We start from the raw sequence: 16,757 nt of genomic DNA on the forward strand, positions 1-16,757 counted from the left end.
CCTACGTGCCCCCCGGAGAGCGCGGAGAGGCAAGCTCCAGTGCGACGCGCAACGCCACCTCGGCCGACTCCGGCGACGGGTTCTCGTCCAGGAACTGCGGGCTGTTGCCGACCATCAGCGCGATCAGCGCCAGCCGCGCGCGCAGCTGGTCCTCGGGGGCGGCGTCGGCCGGGACGAGGAAGGTGAACAGCTCCTTCATCCGCTTGGCCAGGACGTGCCCGGCGTGCAGCTCCTTGAGCGCGGGCTGGTTGTCCTGCATGAACCGCATGATCGGCCCGAACCGGCCCTGGATCAGCGCGGAGAGCCGGCGCAGCAGCTCCTCGCGGGCCCGCGCGTGGTCGTCCTGCGCCCGCGCCCACTCGATGATCTCGTCGAGCGAGGTGCCGATGTCCTCGATCAGGCTGTGGACGATGTCCTCTTTCGTGCGGAAGTGGTAGTAGAGCGCGGCCTTGGTGACGCCCAGCGCCTCCGCGATCTCCCGCAACGACGTCTTCTCGTAGCCCTGCTCGACGAACAGGTCCAGCGCGATCTGCTGGATGCGCTCGCGCGTGTCGGTCCGCCGCCCCGCCATGACCGTCCTTCCTGAGGAACTCTCAAACTTGCTTGACGCCCGGCTAGCAATGGGCCTACCGTGTCGTCGGCGCCATTACTTGTCGGCCGACTAGCAATGGTTGCTCTCAGTCTAACCCAGTTCTCCACCAGGGGGTTCCACCATGACCACCACCACTCCGGCGCCGGTGACGGCGCCCACGGATTCGAGGAAGTGGCTGGCGCTCGCCGTCGTCGGGCTCGCCCAGCTGCTCGTCATCATCGACACGACGATCGTCAACATCGCGTTGCCCACCGCCCAGGCCGACCTCGGCATGTCCGACGTCGCCCGGCAGTGGACGATCAGCGCCTACACGCTGGCCTTCGGCGGTCTGCTGCTGCTCGGCGGGCGGCTGGCCGACCGGCTGGGCCGCAAGAACACGCTCATCGTGGGCGCGCTCGGCTTCGCCGCCGCCTCCGCGCTGGGCGGGATGGCCTCCGGGCCTGGCCTGCTCATCGCCGCCCGCGCGGCCCAGGGGGTCTTCGCCGCGCTGCTGGCGCCGTCCACGCTCTCGCTGCTGACCATCACGTTCACCGAGGCGAAGGAGCGGGCCAAGGCGTTCGGGATCTTCAGCGCGATCATGATGTCCGGCGGCGCGCTCGGCTTGGTGGCCGGTGGCGCGCTGGCCGAGTACGCGTCCTGGCGCTGGTGCCTGTACGTGAACCTGCCGATCGCGGTCGCCGCCGCCGTCGCGGGCTGGTTCGTGCTGCCGAAGGTGCCGGGCCACCGGTCGACGCGGCTGGACTGGTTCAGCGCGGTGCTGGGCAGCGCCGGGATCGCCGGCCTCGTCTACGGCCTGTCCGAGGCCGCCGGCCGCGGCTGGGGTTCGGCGGTGGTGCTCGGCACGCTGGCCGCCGCGGTGGTGCTGCTGGCCGGGTTCGTGTTCCGGCAGGCCCGGGTCGGGAACCCGCTGCTGCCGCTGCACGTCGTCGCCGACCGGACCCGCTCGTCGGGCTTCCTGACCATCGCGATCGCCGCGTTCGGGATGTTCGGGATGTTCCTGTTCGTCACCTACCAGCTGCAGGCGATCATGGGCTTCGGCGCGCTCGGCGCCGGACTGGCGTTCCTGCCGTTCCTGGCGGCCAACGTGACGGTCTCGACCCTGCTGACGCGGCGGCTGATCCCGCGGACCGGGCCGCGCCCGCTGCTGGTGATCGGGCTCCTGCTGATGGCGGCCGGGCTCGCCGGGCTGACCCAGTTGTCGGTCGACACGTCCTACTGGAGCCTCATCCTGCCGGTGACGCTGGTGCTCGGGGCCGGCGCCGGGCTGGCGATGCCGACGGTCATGAACATCGCGACCGCCGGGGTGGAGCCGAAGGACTCGGGGGTGGCGTCGGCGTTCATCACGACGTCCCAGCAGGTCGGCGCGTCGATCGGCACGGCGTCGCTGAACACGATCGCCGCGAGCGCGACCGCCTCGGCCGCCGGGCTGGCCCTGCCCGCGGCGACCGTGCACGGGTACGCCGTGGCGAACGGCTGGGCCGCGGGGATCGTGGCACTCGGCGCGATCGCGGTCGGGGTCCTCGTCCGCAAGTGAGACGAGCGGAGGGGCGTCCCGGACGGGACGCCCCTCCTGCCGTGTGCGGGATCAGGCCGCGACGACGCTCTTCGGGCCTTCCTTCGGGTGCACGACGGAGGCGCCGCGGTCGGCGATCCACGCCAGCGCGGCGTCGGCCTGGCTGCCGTTGACGCCGACCCGGAAGCGGGCCACCGGGGTGTCACCGACGCGGGTCAGGCCGCCGCCGATCGTGGCGAGCTCGACCTCGAACCGCGCGGAAGCCTCGGGCAGCAGCGCGCCGACGGCCGCGAAGCCGATCAGCACGACGTCGACGGACCGGTCGTAGCTCGACGACTGGCTGCGCGGCGTGTCGATCGGGGGCAGCAGGCTCTGCGCGACCTTGCTCGCCGGGTTGGCCAGCAGCTCCAGCACGGTGCCCTGCTCGACGAGCCGCCCGTCCTCCAGCGCCGCGACCCCGTCGCAGACGCGCCGCACCGCGGCGCCGTCCTGGGTGGTCAGCAGCACGGTGACGCCCAGCTCCGCGCGGGCGCGGTCGAGGACGGTCAGCACGCCGCCGGTCTCCTCCACGCCGACACCGGCGGTCGGGTCGTCGGCGCGCAGCACGGCCGGGCCGGCGGCGAGCGACCGCGCCAGCGCGACGCGGCGGCGCTGTCCCGGGGTCAGCTCGCTCGGGCGCAGCGCGGCGCGCTGGGTCAGGCCGGCCAGGTCGAGCAGGCGGCCGACGCGGCTGCGGCGCTGCGGACCGTCCAGGCCGAGCTGCTCCAGCGGGGCCGCGACGTTGCCGGCCACGGTGCGCTCGGCGTGCAGCACCGGCTGCGCGTCCAGCACCGCGACCTGGCGGCGCACCTCACGCAGCCGCCGCCCGTCGAGGCCGGTGGTGTTCAGGCCGTCCAGGCGCACGACGCCGCGGTCGGGCTTCTCCTGCAGCGCGATGCACCGGGTGAGGGTGGACTTGCCGGAGCCGGCCGGGCCGACGACGCCGAACAGGGCGCCGGCGGGCACCTCGACGCTCACGTCCCGCAGGGCGTGGACGGGCTTGGCGGCACCGGGGAAGGACTTGGTCAGGTTTTCGACAGTGATCACGAATGGCTCCAGCACAACGGGCGCGAACGCGCCGACCGCACACCAAGGCGACCGTCCAGTGCGGACGGTCAGGCGAAGACAGGGAAAAGTGGTGGTTCAGAAGCGGTCAGCGACGACACGCACAGACCGTGCGACGACATTCGTCGACGACGCGGCGCCTCGTGAGCATCGTGCGATACACAGGAATCCTCCATCGGTCCTGGCGTTAGCACCTGCCCCGGGTGGGGTGGTTGCTGCGGCTTCGGCGAGCCAGGTCTCTCAGCCGCTCGGGATGGATACCTCAAAGAGTAGAACGGACTTCACATCTTTTTGGCAAGTCCCCGGCGCGGATCAGGTGCGAGATCACACCAACGGTGGTAAGGACTTGCTCGCCGCGATCCTGGCGAAGTCCCTTACCCCGAGCTGCTCGCCCCGGGTGCGCGGATCGACACCGGCCGCGCGGAGGATCGCCTCGGCCCGCTCCCCCGAACCGGCCCACGACGCCAGCGCGGCGCGCAGGGTCTTCCGGCGCTGGGCGAAGGCGGCGTCCACGACGGCGAACACCTCGTCCCGGTTCGCGTCCGACACCGGTTCCGCGGACCGCTCGAACGCGACGAGCGCGGAGTCCACGTTGGGCACCGGCCAGAACACCGCGCGGGGCACGGGCGCGACCTTGCGGGCCGGGCCGTACCACGCGAGCTTCACGCTGGGGACGCCATAGATGCGGCTGCCCGGGCCGGCGGCCATCCGGTCGGCGACCTCGGTCTGGACCATCACCAGGCCGTGCGCCAGCGAGGGCAGCTCGGCGAGCAGGTGCAGGACCACCGGGACGGCGACGTTGTAGGGCAGGTTGGCGACCAGGTGCGTGGGCTCCTGGGCCAGGTCCGCGCGCCGGAGCTTGAGGGCGTCCCGGATCTGGACGGTGAACCGGGGGACGGCTTCGGGCGCGCGCTCGGTGATGGTGACCGGCAGGCGCTGCCCGAGGACCGGGTCGATCTCGACGGCGGTGACCGTGGCCCCCGAGTCCAGAAGGCCGAGCGTCAGCGAACCCAGGCCCGGGCCGACTTCGAGGACGTGATCGCCGTCGCCCACTCCGGAGAGGTCGACGATGCGGCGGACGGTGTTCGGGTCGTGCACGAAGTTCTGGCCGAGCTTCTTCGTGGGACGGACGTCCAGCTCGGCGGCCAAGCCCCGGATCTCGGCTGGTCCGAGCAGTGCTGTCACGTCTGGTGATGCTACTGGCCCGCCCCACCCCCACCACCGCGAGTCCCACGCTCCCGCGCGCGAGTCCCACGCTCAGGTCCGCGAGTCCCACGTCCCCGCGCGCGAGTTCCGCATTCGCGGCAGGCCACCCGCAAAAAAAAGATGACCCCGGCCACCGGCCGGGGTCATCATGGTCTTGCTCGGGGGGTCAGCTGGTCGCCTTGGCGCCGCAGACCGGCCAGGCTCCGTAGCCGCCGCGGTCGTCGCGCACCTTGGTCGCCACCGCGATCTGCTGTTCGCGCGTGGCCTGGTGCGGGTAGGCCGCGTACTGGTCGCCGCCGTAGGCGTCCCACGTGCTCTTGTTGAACTGCAGGCCGCCGTAGTAGCCGTTGCCGGTGTTGATCGACCAGTTGCCGCCGGACTCGCACTTCGCGATGGCGTCCCAGATGGCGCTGTCGCTGATCACCGGCTGCTTCGTGCCGACCCGGACGATCTTCGGCTTGGCCTCGACCAGCACCTTGGTCGACAGCTCCTCGCGGGCGGTCTCCTTGCCGTTGCGCTTGGTGATCCGGTAGGTCACCAGCTTCTTGCCCGCGGTGCCCGGGTCCTGGACGACCTCGTCACCGGCGTCGAGGGTCGCGTCCTTGATCTCCTGGACCTCGGGCGCGATCTCCTCTTCCTGGTTGATCACGGACACGCCGGTGCGGGAGATGTGCACCTCGGCGCCGTTGGCCAGCTTGAGGCCGAGCCCGCCGTCGATCTCGTCGTCCGGGCCGAGCGACAGGCCCTGCTCGGCCAGGAACTCCTCCGCGGTGATCGCGGTGGTGCTCACCTGGCGCGGGGCGGCGTCGCCGTCGAACACGGTGATGTTCTTGAGGGTCTTGACCTCGACGGTCGCGCCGTCCAGCGGCAGCTCCGCGTCCAGCGGCATCGAGTACGCGGTGCCCGGACCGAACTGGCCGCTCAGGCCCAGCTGCGTGATGGCCTCCTGGAGGCTCGTCGCGCGGACCCACGACTCGCGGGCGACCCCGTCGACGACGAGGTTCAGCTTGCGGCCGCGCTCCAGCTTGATGACGCCACCGTCACCGACCGGCGCCTGCGGCGAGGGGGACAGCGCGTCGTGCTCACCGACGGTGAGACCGGCGTCCTCGAGGACCTCGCCGACCGTCTTGCCGAAGCTGTGCACGGTCTGCGTGTGGCCGTCGACGTCGACGGTCACGCTCTTGTTCATGGCCAGCGCGGCCGCGCCGCCACCGGTCAGGCTGATCAGGAGGGCCAGGACCGAGCCCCGGAGGAACCGGCGCTTCCAGGTCTTGACCGCGCTGACGAGGGCCTTCTCCGGCTCCTCTTCGGCCTCCACGGCGGCCGTGCGGTCTTCGGACACCGCATCCGGGATGGCCAGCGCCGGGAGCATCGTGGTCTCGGCGTTGATCAGCCGGATCAGCTCGTCGACGTCGATCTCGGCCTCGGCCATGAGATCGTCCGCGTCGCTACCCAGAACCGTGCGGATGTCGTGCTCGGTGACGGCCAGGTCGTCCGAGAACGCGTCGGCGTCGGGCCAGTCGAGGGTGCCCACGGCGCCGCCACGGCTGGACTCGAACCAGTCCATCGCCTCGGTCGGGCGCGCGTCGGCCCATCTACTACCAGTCACAGCAGGTCGATCCCTTTCGCACTACGGCTCCCGGAAGTCGTCGCCATCCCCGATCCCGACCTGCACTGGCTTGACTCCGGGTGTCCCGCGCTTCGCCCGGTTGGAGCGATCATGCGGCACGGTCACGGGACAGTAACGGACCTCGGGAGGTTGCGCAAACACCGGGCGGAATGTCGTGGCGTTCGTCACTCCTCCAGGTGGATGGTTGATTTCCACGAATGTCGCAGTCCGTTCAACCCGAGGTGACGGACGGGAGCCGGAAGACGCGTTCGGCGGTCTCCGACACCGCCGAACAGACGCCTTCCAGGTCTTCCGAACGGAGGTCGGCGAGGAAGTGGACCGTGTACGCCGTGCAGTACGGCTCGTTCGGGCGGCCGCGGAACGGGTGCGGCGTCAGGAACGGCGCGTCGGTCTCGACGAGGAACTGCCCGGATGGCACCAGCTTCGCCGCGGCCTGCAGCGCGCGGGCGTTGCGGAACGTGACCGTGCCGGCGAACGACAGCACGTACCCGGCGTCCACGCAGCGGCGGGCGATGTCCTCGTCACCGGAGAAGCAGTGGAACACCACGGTCTCCGGCGCGCCCTCCTCGTCCAGGATCCGCAGCACGTCTTCGTGCGCGTCCCGGTCGTGGATCATCAGCGGTTTGCCGATCCGCTTGGCGAGGTCGATGTGCCAGCGGAACGCCTCCCGCTGGGCCTCCGGCGGTGAGTAGTCCCAGTAGTAGTCCAGGCCGGTCTCGCCGACCGCGACCACCCGATCCTGCCGCGCCAGACGCTCTATTTCGGACTGTTCCGGCTCGCCGAAGTCCTTGGTCCGCGTGGGATGGATCGCCACCGCGGCCCACACCCGTTCGTCCCAAGTGGACGCCTGAGCGGCCCAGCGGGCGGCGTCGAGGTCGTCGGCGACGGTCACCATCCGGGTCACCCCGGCCGCCGCGGCGCGGTCGGCCAGCTCGGCGACGTCGGCCGCCGTGACCGCACCGCAGGCGTCCAGGTGCGTGTGCGAGTCGACCACCGGCGCCGGAAGGCGCTCCGGCACCGGCGGTCGTTCCTGCTTGCTCACTGCGCGATCGGGGCCCACTCCGGCCCGGTCTCGCCCAGCTTCGGGTCGAGCTTGGCGAACAGCGGCGTCGGCTTGGCCAGCGGGCGGCCGACCTCGATCGGGATCGACTCCCAGCGCGCCTGCTCGGCCGCGTAGTCACCGGTCAGGATCGGGTTGATCCGGCCGGGGATGTCGAGGTCCTCGACGTCCTGCAGCTCCGGCTGCGCGGCCCACACGCCGGTGCCGCCCAGCGCCTCGTGCACCTTCTGCGCCGAGTGCGGCAGGAACGGCGTGAGCAGCGTGTTCGCGTCCGACACCACCTGCAGCGCGGTGTGCAGCACCGCGTCGCGGCGCTCCGGGTCGTCCTTGAGCTTCCACGGCTCCTGGTCGGACAGGTACCGGTTGGCCGCCGACACGACCCGCATCGCCTCGGTGGCGGCCAGCTTGAACCGGGACCGCTGCAGGTGCCCGCCGACGGTCTCGAACGCCTTGCGGGACAGCGCCTTCAGCTCCTCGTCGGCCGGCGCCGGCTTGACCGGGGCCGGGATGGCGCCGTTGTTCTTGTGCGCCATCGAGATCGAGCGGTTGACCAGGTTGCCCCACTCGTTGGCCAGCTCGAAGTTGGTGCGGCGGACGAACTCGTCCCAGGTGAAGTCGGTGTCCTGGGTCTCCGGGCCGGCCACCGCGATGAAGTAGCGCAGGGTGTCCGGGCCGAACTCGCGCAGGAAGTCGTTGACGTAGATGACCGTGCCGCGCGAGGTGGAGAACTTCGACCCGCTCATGGTCAGGAACTCGCTGGATACGATCTCGTCCGGCAGGTTGAGCCTGCCGTACGGGCCGACCTGGCCACCCTTGTCACCCGCGCCGTTGTGGCCGAGCAGCAGCGCCGGCCAGATCTGGGCGTGGAAGGTGATGTTGTCCTTGCCCATGAAGTAGTAGCCGCGCGCGTCCGGGTTGTTCCAGAACTCCTGCCAGGCGTCCGGGTTCCCGCTGCGGCGGGCCCACTCGACGCTGGCCGAGAAGTAGCCGATCACCGCGTCGAACCACACGTAGAACCGCTTGAGCGGCTGGTCGCGCCAGCCGTCCAGCGGGATCTTCACGCCCCAGTCCAGGTCACGCGTGATCGGCCGGGGCCGCATGTCGTCGAGCAGGTTCTTGGTGAAGTTGACGACGTTGGGCCGCCAGTCCGTCTTGGTCGACAGCCACTTGCCGAGGCTCTCGGTGAACGCCGGCAGGTCGAGGAACAGGTGCTCGGTCTCGACGAACTTGGGCGTCTCGCCGTTGATCCGCGACTTCGGGTTGATCAGCTCCGCGGCGTCCAGCTGGTTGCCGCAGTTGTCGCACTGGTCGCCGCGCGCGCCGTCGTACCCGCAGATCGGGCAGGTGCCCTCGATGTAGCGGTCGGGCAGCGTGCGGCCGGTGGACGGGCTGATCGCGCCGGTGGTCGTCTTGGGCACGACGTAGCCGTTGCGGTGCAGCGCCAGGAAGATCTGCTGCGTGACCTCGGCGTGGTTGCCGGTGCTGGTGCGGGTGAACAGGTCGTAGGTCAGCCCGAGGCCCTGCAGGTCCTGGCCGATCTGGCGGGTGTACTTGTCGGCCGTCTGCTGGGAGGTCAGGCCCTCCTTGTCCGCCTGGACGGTGATCGGGGTGCCGTGCTCGTCGGTCCCGGACACCATGAGCACCCGGTTGCCGGCCATTCGCTGGTAGCGCGAGAACACGTCCGACGGGACGCCGAAGCCGGAGACGTGGCCGATGTGACGGGGCCCGTTGGCATAAGGCCAGGCCACCGCCGTCAACACAGGGATGCTCATGCCTGTTTAGCGTACGGATGCCGTCTCGTGCATTGTTACCTGGGAAGGCTTAAGGAGGTCGGGTGTCGCCGACGCGGCTGCTGGTGCTGGGCGTCGTACGGATGTACGGCAAGGCGCACGGCTATCAGGTGCGGCGTGAGCTGCTGACCTGGTCGGCCGACCGGTGGGCCAACGTCCAGCCCGGGTCGATCTACCACGCGCTGAAGAAGATGGCGGCCGAGGGCCTGCTGGAGGCGGTGCCCGACGAGCCGGAGGGGCGCGGGCCGGACCGGGTCGCCTACCGGCTGACCGGAGACGGCGAGACCGAGTTCCAGGTCCGGCTGGCCCAGATGCTGAGCCAGCTCGGCGAGAACGACGCGCAGAACGCGTTCGGCTTCGCCGCGGCGCTCACGTTCCTGACCTGCCTGCCCCGGCAGCGGGCGGCGTCCCTGCTGCAGCACCGGCTGACCCAGATGGAAGGCCAGCTCGCGTCGGTCCGGCACGTGCTGGGGCACGGCGTCGAGTGGGGCCAGCCGGCGCACGTGAACGAGCTGTACCGGCTGTGGGCCACCAACGTCTCGGCGACGATGGAGTGGGTCCGCAACCTCATCAAGCGGCTGGAGGACGGCGAGTACGTCATGGCCGACGACCCGGGACGCAGCTTCGGCGAGCCGCCCCGGTGATCAAGTAATCAAATTTGACTACGGCGCGATAGTTGGGGCAGAGTGGCCGCGCTCACTAGTCAAATTTGACTACTGACTCAAGGGGGATCTTCTGATGATCAAGGCACGCGGCCTCGCGCGGACGTTCACCGCGCGCGGCCGCAGCGTCGAAGCCGTGAAGGGCGTCGACATCGACGTCGCCGAGGGCGAGCTGGTGGGGTTCCTCGGCCCGAACGGCGCGGGCAAGACCACGACCCTGCGCATGCTGACCACGCTGCTGCGCCCGACCGCGGGCGAAGCCCAGGTCGCCGGGCGCGACCTGCTGGCCGACCCGGTCGGCGTGCGCAGGCAGATCGGGTACGTCGCGCAGGGCGGCGGCGTGACCCCGGAGATGAAGGTGCTCGAGGAGATCGAGCTGCAGGGCCGCCTCTACGGCATGTCGAAGGAGAACTCGCTGCGCCGCGGCCGGGAGCTGGTCGAGCAGCTCGACCTGGTCAACCTGGACCAGCGGCTCACCAAGACCCTGTCCGGCGGCCAGCGGCGGCGGCTGGACATCGCGCTGAGCCTGATCCACGACCCGAAGCTGATCTTCTTCGACGAACCGACCACCGGGCTCGACCCGCAGAGCCGCGCCAACCTGTGGGAACACATCCGGCGGCTGCGCGCCGACCACGGCGTGACGCTGTTCCTCACCACGCACTACCTGGACGAGGCCGACTCGCTGTGCGACCGGATCCTGGTGATCGACAACGGGCGGATCGTGGCCGAGGGGTCACCGGACTCGCTGAAGGCGCGCGTGTCCGGGGACGGCGTGACGATCGGGGTGGCCCCGGAGTTCGTGGGTGCCGCGGCCGAGGTCGCCGGGCGCCTGGCCGGCGCGCACGAGGTGACCACCGGCGACGGCGTGGTGCGGTTCCGGGTGCCGCGCGGGGACACCGCGCTGCCGGAGCTGCTGCGCCGGCTGGACGCCGACGGCATCGCGATGACCTCGATGCAGGTGCACCGGCCGACGCTGGACGACGTGTTCCTCACGCTCACCGGCCGCTCGCTGCGGGACGCCGAGCAGTCCCAGACCTCCCCGGAGGCCGCCCATGTTGCGTGACACGTGGCTGATCTTCAAGCGGGACTGGACGTTGTCCATGCGCAATCCGGCGTGGGTGATGATCGGCATCATGCAGCCGGTGCTGTACCTGGTGCTGTTCGGGCCGCTGATGGAGAAGGTCGTCAGCAGCACGCCGGGCTTCCCGCCGGGCAGCAGCTGGACGATCCTGACACCGGCGCTGATCATCCAGCTGGCGCTGTTCAGTTCGTCGTTCGCCGGGTTCGCGCTGCTGATGGACTACCGCAGCGGGGTGCTGGAGCGGTTGCGGGTCACGCCGGCGAGCCGGGTCGGGCTGCTGCTGGGCAAGGTGGCGAACAACGTGATCCAGGCGGTCATCCAGGCCGTGCTGATCACGGTGCTGGCGTATGTCGCGTTTGGACTGGACGCGCCGGTCGGCGGGGTGCTGCTGAGCCTGGTGATCGTCGGCCTGGTGGCGGCGACGCTGGCTTCGGCGTCGTACGCGGTGGCGCTGACGCTGAAGAGCGAGCAGGCGTTCCCGGCGCTGCTCAACGCCGTGCTGATGCCGGTGCTGCTGCTGTCCGGCATCCTGCTGCCGATCACCAGCATCCTCGCGCCGGACTGGCTCTACACCCTCTCGCGGATCAACCCGTTCACCCACGTGGTCGACGCCGAGCGGGCCACGTTCCGCGGCGACCTCACGATGGACGCCCTGATGACCGGCTCGATCATCCTCGTGGTGATGGCGGTGCTCGCGGCGTTCTGGGGCACGCGGACCTTCCAGAAGGAGAACGCCTGACCGACGCGGCCGCGGTCGCCGACCGGTGATTTCGCCGATGCCGCGGCGACCGCGGCCGCACCACACTGGCCCTCCCCACACCACGGAGGTGACCAGTGCGCACAGCCGTCCTCGCAACGCTCCTGGCGGTGTTCGCCGCGGTACTGCCCGCCACGGCCGCGGCCGCCACCCCGACGATCACCACGCCACCCGCGGGCAGCCACGGGTTCCCGTTCCTCGCCGCGGCCGAGGACCTCGGCTCGTTCGGCTACACCGAGAGCGAGTACTTCATCTCGGGCACCGCGACCGCCTACGCCAAGTCCGGGCTGTGGACCTCGAGCGGCCGCTGGGACGTCCGGCCGACCACCCAGGCCGGGTACCGGACCCGCCTGCTGGTGCGGCGCCCGAGCGATCCCGCGCGGTTCAACGGCACCGTCGTCGTGGAATGGCTCAACGTCAGCGCCCAGCTGGAGCTGTCGCCGGACTACTGGTTCACCCGCGACGAGCTGCTGCGCCGGGGCTACGCGTGGGTCGGCGTGTCCGCGCAGTCGGTCGGCGTCAACGGCGGGCTCGGGGACATCGCCGGGCTGCGCGGCTGGGACCCGGCCCGCTACGGCAGCCTCGTGCACCCCGGCGACGCGTACGCCTACGACATCTTCTCCCAGGCGGGGCAGGCGTTGCGCACCCCGGACGGGCCGGATCCGTTGGGCGGACTGGAGATCCGGACGCTGCTCGCCGACGGGGAATCGCAGTCGGCCGGGTTCATGACCACCTACGCCAACGCCGTCCAGCCGGTGTCCGGCGTCTACGACGGCTTCCTGATCCACAGCAACAGCGCGGTCGCCGCACCGATCAGCGGGCGGCCGGCCGACGTCCTGACGATGCCGAACCCGAGCCGGATCCGCACCGACACCGCGGTGCCGGTGTTCGTGGTGCTGACCGAGACCGACGTGCCGGGCGCGTCCGCGGCCCGGCAACCGGACACCGACCGGGTCGTGCACTGGGAGCTGGCCGGCACGGCGCACGGTGACCAGTGGGCGTTCGACCTCGGCGACCCGACGCTGAAGAAGTCGGTCGGCTCGGCCGCGCCCCAGCCGGACTGCGCCGCGGGTTCGGCGCCCTTCAACGACGGGCCCGGCCACTACTCGATGAACGCCGCACTGCGCTACCTCACCACGTGGGCGCAGGGCGGTCCGCGCCCGGCGAGCGGCGCGCTGCTCGACGCCGACCGCCGCGATCCGCGCACCGGCCTGGCGCTCGGCGGCATCCGGCTGCCCGACGTCGCCGTGCCGACCCGCACGCTCAGCGGCGAGCGGGACACCTCGGGCAGCGGGGTGTTCTGCGGCCTCTACGGCGCCCGCGACCCGTGGAACGGCGACGCCGACCCGTGGGACCAGCACGACGCCGGCGACCCGTCCGACCCGTCGTACCCGCCCACCGCGGAACCGGTGCTGAGCCGCCTGTACCCGACCAACGCCGACTACGTGAGCAAGGTGCGGGCCGCCGCCGAGTCCTCGGTCACCGCCGGGCACCTGCTGCCCGAGGACGCGGCCGCCATCGTCGAGGCGGCACGGCACTCCGGAATCGGCGGTTGACCGCGGCCGGCAGACCCCGGCCGGACCGGGGACTGCCGGCAGCCGCGGATCTCCCGGGCAGCCTCTCGTGTACTTGCCGTGCATCACACCCTTTTCGGGTGGTGCGTCGATACGGCAACCGGGGCTTTCCGCGCTTATGGTGACTACACAGTGTCTTGAGGAGCGCATTTCGGAAATGTGAAGGCGGCGGTTTGACGGAGGGCAGCACGGAGCGCGGGATCAACCTCGCGCTGCACGCGACCGTGGCGGACTGGGACGCGGTCCGTTCCGGCGCTGTCTCGTTCGCCTCCATCACCGTCACCGAGAACACGAACTGGCTCGACCACGGCGCGGGCAAGCAGATCGAGGCGGCGCAGCGAGCGGGTCTCCGCACCGGCATCCGCCACTACGCGCGTCCGGGCGCGCCCCACGACCAGGCCGAGCTGTGCGTGCGGGCGGGACGCAGGCTCGGGGTGTTCGGACCCGGTTCGCTCGCGCCGACGCTCGAGGTCGAAGCGGAAGGCGTCGACGACCGGTTCGTGAAGGCGTGGATCAAGACCGTGCGGCAGTCCGCGGGCATCCAGCGGGTCGTCATCTACGCCGACTACGCGCTCTGGCTGCGGCGGCTGCACCCGGAGAAGTGGGCCGATCGCGAGGTCGTGCTGTGGGTGGCGCGGCACAACGACATCCCGGGCCGGCCGGGCTGGTTCCACCCGCGCCTGGCGCTGCACGAGCACAGCTCGGTGCCCCCGATGCCCGGCGTGTCCGGTCCGATCGGGATGGACGCGCTGGTGTACCCGTTCACGCTGGCCGACCTACTGCTCTAGCCGGCTGCGCATCAGGAACACGTTGTACGGCCCCCACTGGGACATCAGGTAGTAGATCTCCGGGCCGTCCAGCGCCCACGGGTGCAGGTACCCGCCGTAGAGGCCGGGGTACCGGTGCCCGGGCACGGCGACCTGGCCGGGCGACCACGGTCCGGTGAGCCGGTCGGCGGAGTGCAGCAGGATCGCGCCGCCCGGGTCGTCCAGGTGCATCGCCAGCCACTGTCCGAGGTGGACGTCGTAGGCGACGGACAGCTCGCCGACCGGGCCCGGGATGACCGGCGCGGCGGCGAACTCGTCACGGGTCCAGCCGCGGCCGTCGAAGTACTCGTAGGAGGACGCGTCGAGCAGGTGCGGGATCGCCGCGCGGGCCAGGTAGGCGTCGCCGTGCCGCCCGTTGGTGGTGCCGAAGAGGTAGAGGTGGTCCCCCTCGCGGGCGAGCGCGCACATCTGGAACGGATCGTCCCGCTCGGCGCGGTTGATCCACCGCGCGCTCCAGGGCTTGTCTAGGTCACCCCGTCGCGCGACACGGCGAGGCCGGAGTAGTTGGTGGTCCACTTCCCGGGCGGGCCCCACTGCCGGACGGACATGTAATGGACGATCTGGAGCCCGTCGACGGCCAGGCCGGAGTTCGGGATGACCGTGACCTCGTCGCGGCGCTCGTCCCGCGGGATGACCTGGGCGGCGGTCCCGTCCGGCCGGGCGACGACGCCGTCGAGCGTGAGACCGGCGGCGAGGTCCGTCGTGGTGGAGAACGCGAGGACGTTGCTGCGCCAGTCGGCGCTGTCCGGGCCGCCGCCGTCGCCACCCCAGCCCTCGCCGAAGGTGTCGCCGAACAGCACGAAGACCCGGCCGTCCCCGCCGTCCCACGGGATGCCGAGGTCGGTGCCGTGGATGGCGAACCGGTCGGTCCGGTTGATCGAATCGGCGCCGGTCACCTTGCAGATCTGCTCCGTTTCCGCGATGCGAACCATGGCCCGACCGTAAGTCACAATGGTCCCGTGCGGGTGACACGAACGAGACTGGGCCGAGGCAGGACACCGGACGAGGTGTTGCTGCTCCTCGACGAGCGCGCCCGCTTCCGGGGCATCGGCACGGCGGCCGGTCTGTGCGGCGACTGGTTCGGCTCCCGGGCGGTGCTCGCGCCCGAGGTCCAGCTCCGCCCGGTCACCGACCCGTTCGAGGTCCCGGACCTGCAACCGCGGGTCGAGCCCGCGGACGGCGTCGTCGGCGGCGGCTGGTTCGGATACCTGTCCTACGACCTCACCGACCCCTCCGGTCGCCGCGCCGACCTGCCGAAAGCCGTCTGGGGCTGGGCCGACCACGTCCTGCGGCTGGACGCCGACGGCTGGTGGTGGTTCGAGTCACTCGACGCGGACGCCACCGCGGCGGAGTTCGAACGGCTGCTGAGCCTCCCGGCGCCCTCGCCGAGCTGGCACGCCGGCCCGTTGCACCGTCCGTTACCGGCCGAACACGGCGACGCGGTCAAGGCCTGCGTGCACGCGATCGAGGCCGGTGAGCTGTTCCAGGCCAACATCTGCACCCGCTTCGAGGGCACGTTCGAGGGATCGCCGGCCGCGTTGTTCGCGCAGGGCGTCCGCGGGTTGCGGCCGCGCCGGGCGGCGTTCCTGACCGGTGACTGGGGCAGCGTCGTGTCGTTGTCGCCCGAGCTGTTCCTGGCCCGCCACGGCGACCGCGTCCGCTCCACCCCGATCAAGGGCACCCTCCCCCGCCGCGGCCCCGCCGACGACGCGCTGGCGCGGCGGCTGCGCGAGTCGGTCAAGGACGTCGCCGAGAACGTGATGATCACCGACCTGGTGCGCAACGACCTGGGCCGGGTGTGCGCGGTGGGCAGCGTGCGGGTGCCCGAGCTGCTGCGCGTCCGGCCCGCGCCCGGGGTGTGGCACCTGGAGTCGACGGTGGAGGGGCGTGTGGTCACCTCGGACGCCGAGCTGCTGGCCGCGACGTTCCCGCCGGGCTCGGTCACCGGCGCCCCGAAGATCCGGGCGCTGGAGCTGATCGCGGAGCTGGAACCCCGCCCGCGCGGCGTCTACACGGGTGCGATCGGCCTGGCCTCCCCGGTGGCCGGCCTGGAACTGAACGTGGCGATCCGCACGTTCGAGCTGCACGGCGACCGCATCGCCCTCGGCGTGGGTGGCGGCATCACCGCGGACTCGGACGCGGAGGCAGAATGGCAGGAATGTCTGCACAAGGCCGCACCACTGGAAGCCCTGCTCACCTGATCCGCGCCGGGACGCCCGCCGACATCGACGGCGCGGCGGCGACGCTGGGCGCCGCGTTCGCCGACTACCCGTTCACGCGGCACACCGTCGCCGCTGACGCTCACGTCGCCCGGGTGACCGGCCTGCAACGGCTGTTCCTGGAGCACATCGGACTGCCGCACGGACGCGTGTGGGTGAGCGACGACCTGGCGGCGGTGGCGGTGTGGACGACGCCGGCCTCCGGGGAGATCGATTTCGGCGAGCTGGGCCCGCGGCTGAGCGACTTGGCCGGCGACCGGGCGGCGGCGGCAGCGGCCGCGGAGGAGGCACTGGCCCCGCACCGGCCGACCGGGCCAGCGTGGTTCCTCGCGACGGTCGGCGTGGCCCCCGACCGGCAGGGCGAGGGCCTGGGACGGGCGGTCCTCGCCCCCGGCCTGCGCGTGCCCGCCGCGGAGGGCCACCCGGCGTACCTGGAAACCTCCCTGGAGGCGAACGTCGGGTTCTACGAGGGCCTGGGCTTCGAGGTAACGGCGAAGGTCCCGCTCCCCGAGGGACCCCTCACCTGGACGATGCGGAAGGCCCCGGCCTGACCCACCCGAGCGGCCACGGCGAATGCCAGGCCGCCGCGCCTGGGTGGTGGCAGGGCCGCCACCCAGGCACCACCCACCTACTCGACGGCGGAGGCCGCCCCCCTCAACGCCGCCGCGCCCGCACAACTCCCTCTCCCCGCCGCCAACGGCCCCAACCCGCGCCGGCAGCCCGACCACTCACGGCCTCAACC

Annotated in this window: 14 protein-coding genes, 1 pseudogene and 1 riboswitch; of the genes and pseudogenes, 8 read left to right on the top strand and 7 right to left on the bottom strand. The window is 71.5% G+C overall.

Annotated elements, in window-relative coordinates; all coding sequences use genetic code 11:
• Position 1: 1 nt before the first annotated feature.
• Complete coding sequence (locus tag D0D15_RS06510; protein WP_094004560.1) at positions 2–571, bottom strand: TetR/AcrR family transcriptional regulator; 570 nt, start codon at positions 569–571, stop codon at positions 2–4.
• Positions 572–737: 166 nt separating this feature from the next.
• Between D0D15_RS06510 and D0D15_RS06515 the strand changes: the two genes are divergently transcribed.
• Positions 738–2,126, top strand: a complete 1,389-nt coding sequence (locus tag D0D15_RS06515; RefSeq protein WP_094004570.1) for an MFS transporter — start codon at positions 738–740, stop codon at positions 2,124–2,126.
• Positions 2,127–2,177: 51 nt separating this feature from the next.
• On the opposite strand, the gene D0D15_RS06520 is transcribed toward D0D15_RS06515, so the two are convergent.
• The 5 genes from D0D15_RS06520 to metG all read right to left on the bottom strand — a co-directional run bounded on the left by D0D15_RS06520 (position 2,178) and on the right by metG (position 8,877).
• Complete coding sequence (locus D0D15_RS06520; RefSeq protein WP_115944304.1) at positions 2,178–3,191, bottom strand: methionine ABC transporter ATP-binding protein; 1,014 nt, start codon at positions 3,189–3,191, stop codon at positions 2,178–2,180.
• A gap of 187 nt (positions 3,192–3,378) precedes the next feature.
• Positions 3,379–3,469, bottom strand: a riboswitch (SAM riboswitch).
• A gap of 64 nt (positions 3,470–3,533) precedes the next feature.
• The gene (rsmA, locus tag D0D15_RS06525; RefSeq protein ID WP_094004558.1) at positions 3,534–4,394 is read right to left on the bottom strand and encodes a 16S rRNA (adenine(1518)-N(6)/adenine(1519)-N(6))-dimethyltransferase RsmA; all 861 of its coding nucleotides are present in this window, start codon (positions 4,392–4,394) and stop codon (positions 3,534–3,536) included.
• A 187-nt stretch (positions 4,395–4,581) separates the two neighbouring features.
• Complete coding sequence (locus D0D15_RS06535) at positions 4,582–5,982, bottom strand: resuscitation-promoting factor (RefSeq protein ID WP_094004557.1); 1,401 nt, start codon at positions 5,980–5,982, stop codon at positions 4,582–4,584.
• A gap of 274 nt (positions 5,983–6,256) precedes the next feature.
• Positions 6,257–7,087, bottom strand: coding sequence for a TatD family hydrolase (locus D0D15_RS06540; RefSeq protein ID WP_094004556.1), 831 nt, complete (start codon positions 7,085–7,087; stop codon positions 6,257–6,259).
• On the bottom strand, positions 7,084–8,877 hold the full coding sequence (gene metG / locus D0D15_RS06545; RefSeq protein WP_094004555.1) for a methionine--tRNA ligase: 1,794 nt from the start codon (positions 8,875–8,877) through the stop codon (positions 7,084–7,086). Before metG ends, D0D15_RS06540 begins: the two co-directional genes overlap by 4 nt.
• 62 nt (positions 8,878–8,939) lie before the next feature.
• Between metG and D0D15_RS06550 the strand changes: the two genes are divergently transcribed.
• The 5 genes from D0D15_RS06550 (at position 8,940) to D0D15_RS06570 (ending at position 13,757) form a co-directional block, all read left to right on the top strand.
• The gene (locus D0D15_RS06550; RefSeq protein ID WP_094004554.1) at positions 8,940–9,539 is read left to right on the top strand and encodes a PadR family transcriptional regulator; all 600 of its coding nucleotides are present in this window, start codon (positions 8,940–8,942) and stop codon (positions 9,537–9,539) included.
• 94 nt (positions 9,540–9,633) lie between these two features.
• Positions 9,634–10,620, top strand: a complete 987-nt coding sequence (locus D0D15_RS06555) for an ATP-binding cassette domain-containing protein (protein ID WP_094004553.1) — start codon at positions 9,634–9,636, stop codon at positions 10,618–10,620.
• Positions 10,610–11,377, top strand: a complete 768-nt coding sequence (locus D0D15_RS06560; RefSeq protein WP_094004552.1) for an ABC transporter permease — start codon at positions 10,610–10,612, stop codon at positions 11,375–11,377. Before D0D15_RS06555 ends, D0D15_RS06560 begins: the two co-directional genes overlap by 11 nt.
• Before the next feature lie 95 nt (positions 11,378–11,472).
• The gene (locus D0D15_RS06565; RefSeq protein WP_233157155.1) at positions 11,473–12,951 is read left to right on the top strand and encodes an alpha/beta hydrolase domain-containing protein; all 1,479 of its coding nucleotides are present in this window, start codon (positions 11,473–11,475) and stop codon (positions 12,949–12,951) included.
• Positions 12,952–13,142: 191 nt separating this feature from the next.
• Entirely contained in the window at positions 13,143–13,757 is a 615-nt protein-coding gene (locus D0D15_RS06570) for a glycoside hydrolase family 25 protein (protein WP_094004551.1), read from the top strand.
• Here D0D15_RS06570 and D0D15_RS06575 read toward each other — a convergent pair.
• Positions 13,746–14,728: pseudogene (locus D0D15_RS06575) on the bottom strand (DUF4185 domain-containing protein). The gene D0D15_RS06570 and the pseudogene D0D15_RS06575 sit on opposite strands and share 12 nt — an antisense overlap.
• 75 nt (positions 14,729–14,803) lie before the next feature.
• On the opposite strand from D0D15_RS06575, the gene D0D15_RS06580 reads away from it, so the two are divergent.
• On the top strand, positions 14,804–15,997 hold the full coding sequence (locus tag D0D15_RS06580) for an aminodeoxychorismate synthase component I (RefSeq protein ID WP_233157157.1): 1,194 nt from the start codon (positions 14,804–14,806) through the stop codon (positions 15,995–15,997).
• A complete protein-coding gene (locus D0D15_RS06585) occupies positions 15,955–16,566 on the top strand; it encodes a GNAT family N-acetyltransferase (protein WP_115944306.1) in 612 nt (203 codons plus the stop codon). The genes D0D15_RS06580 and D0D15_RS06585 overlap by 43 nt, the downstream gene beginning before the upstream one ends.
• Positions 16,567–16,757 lie beyond the last annotated feature (191 nt).

The organism is Amycolatopsis thermalba (genome assembly GCF_003385215.1).
GTDB classification, from domain to species: domain Bacteria; phylum Actinomycetota; class Actinomycetes; order Mycobacteriales; family Pseudonocardiaceae; genus Amycolatopsis_E; species Amycolatopsis_E thermalba.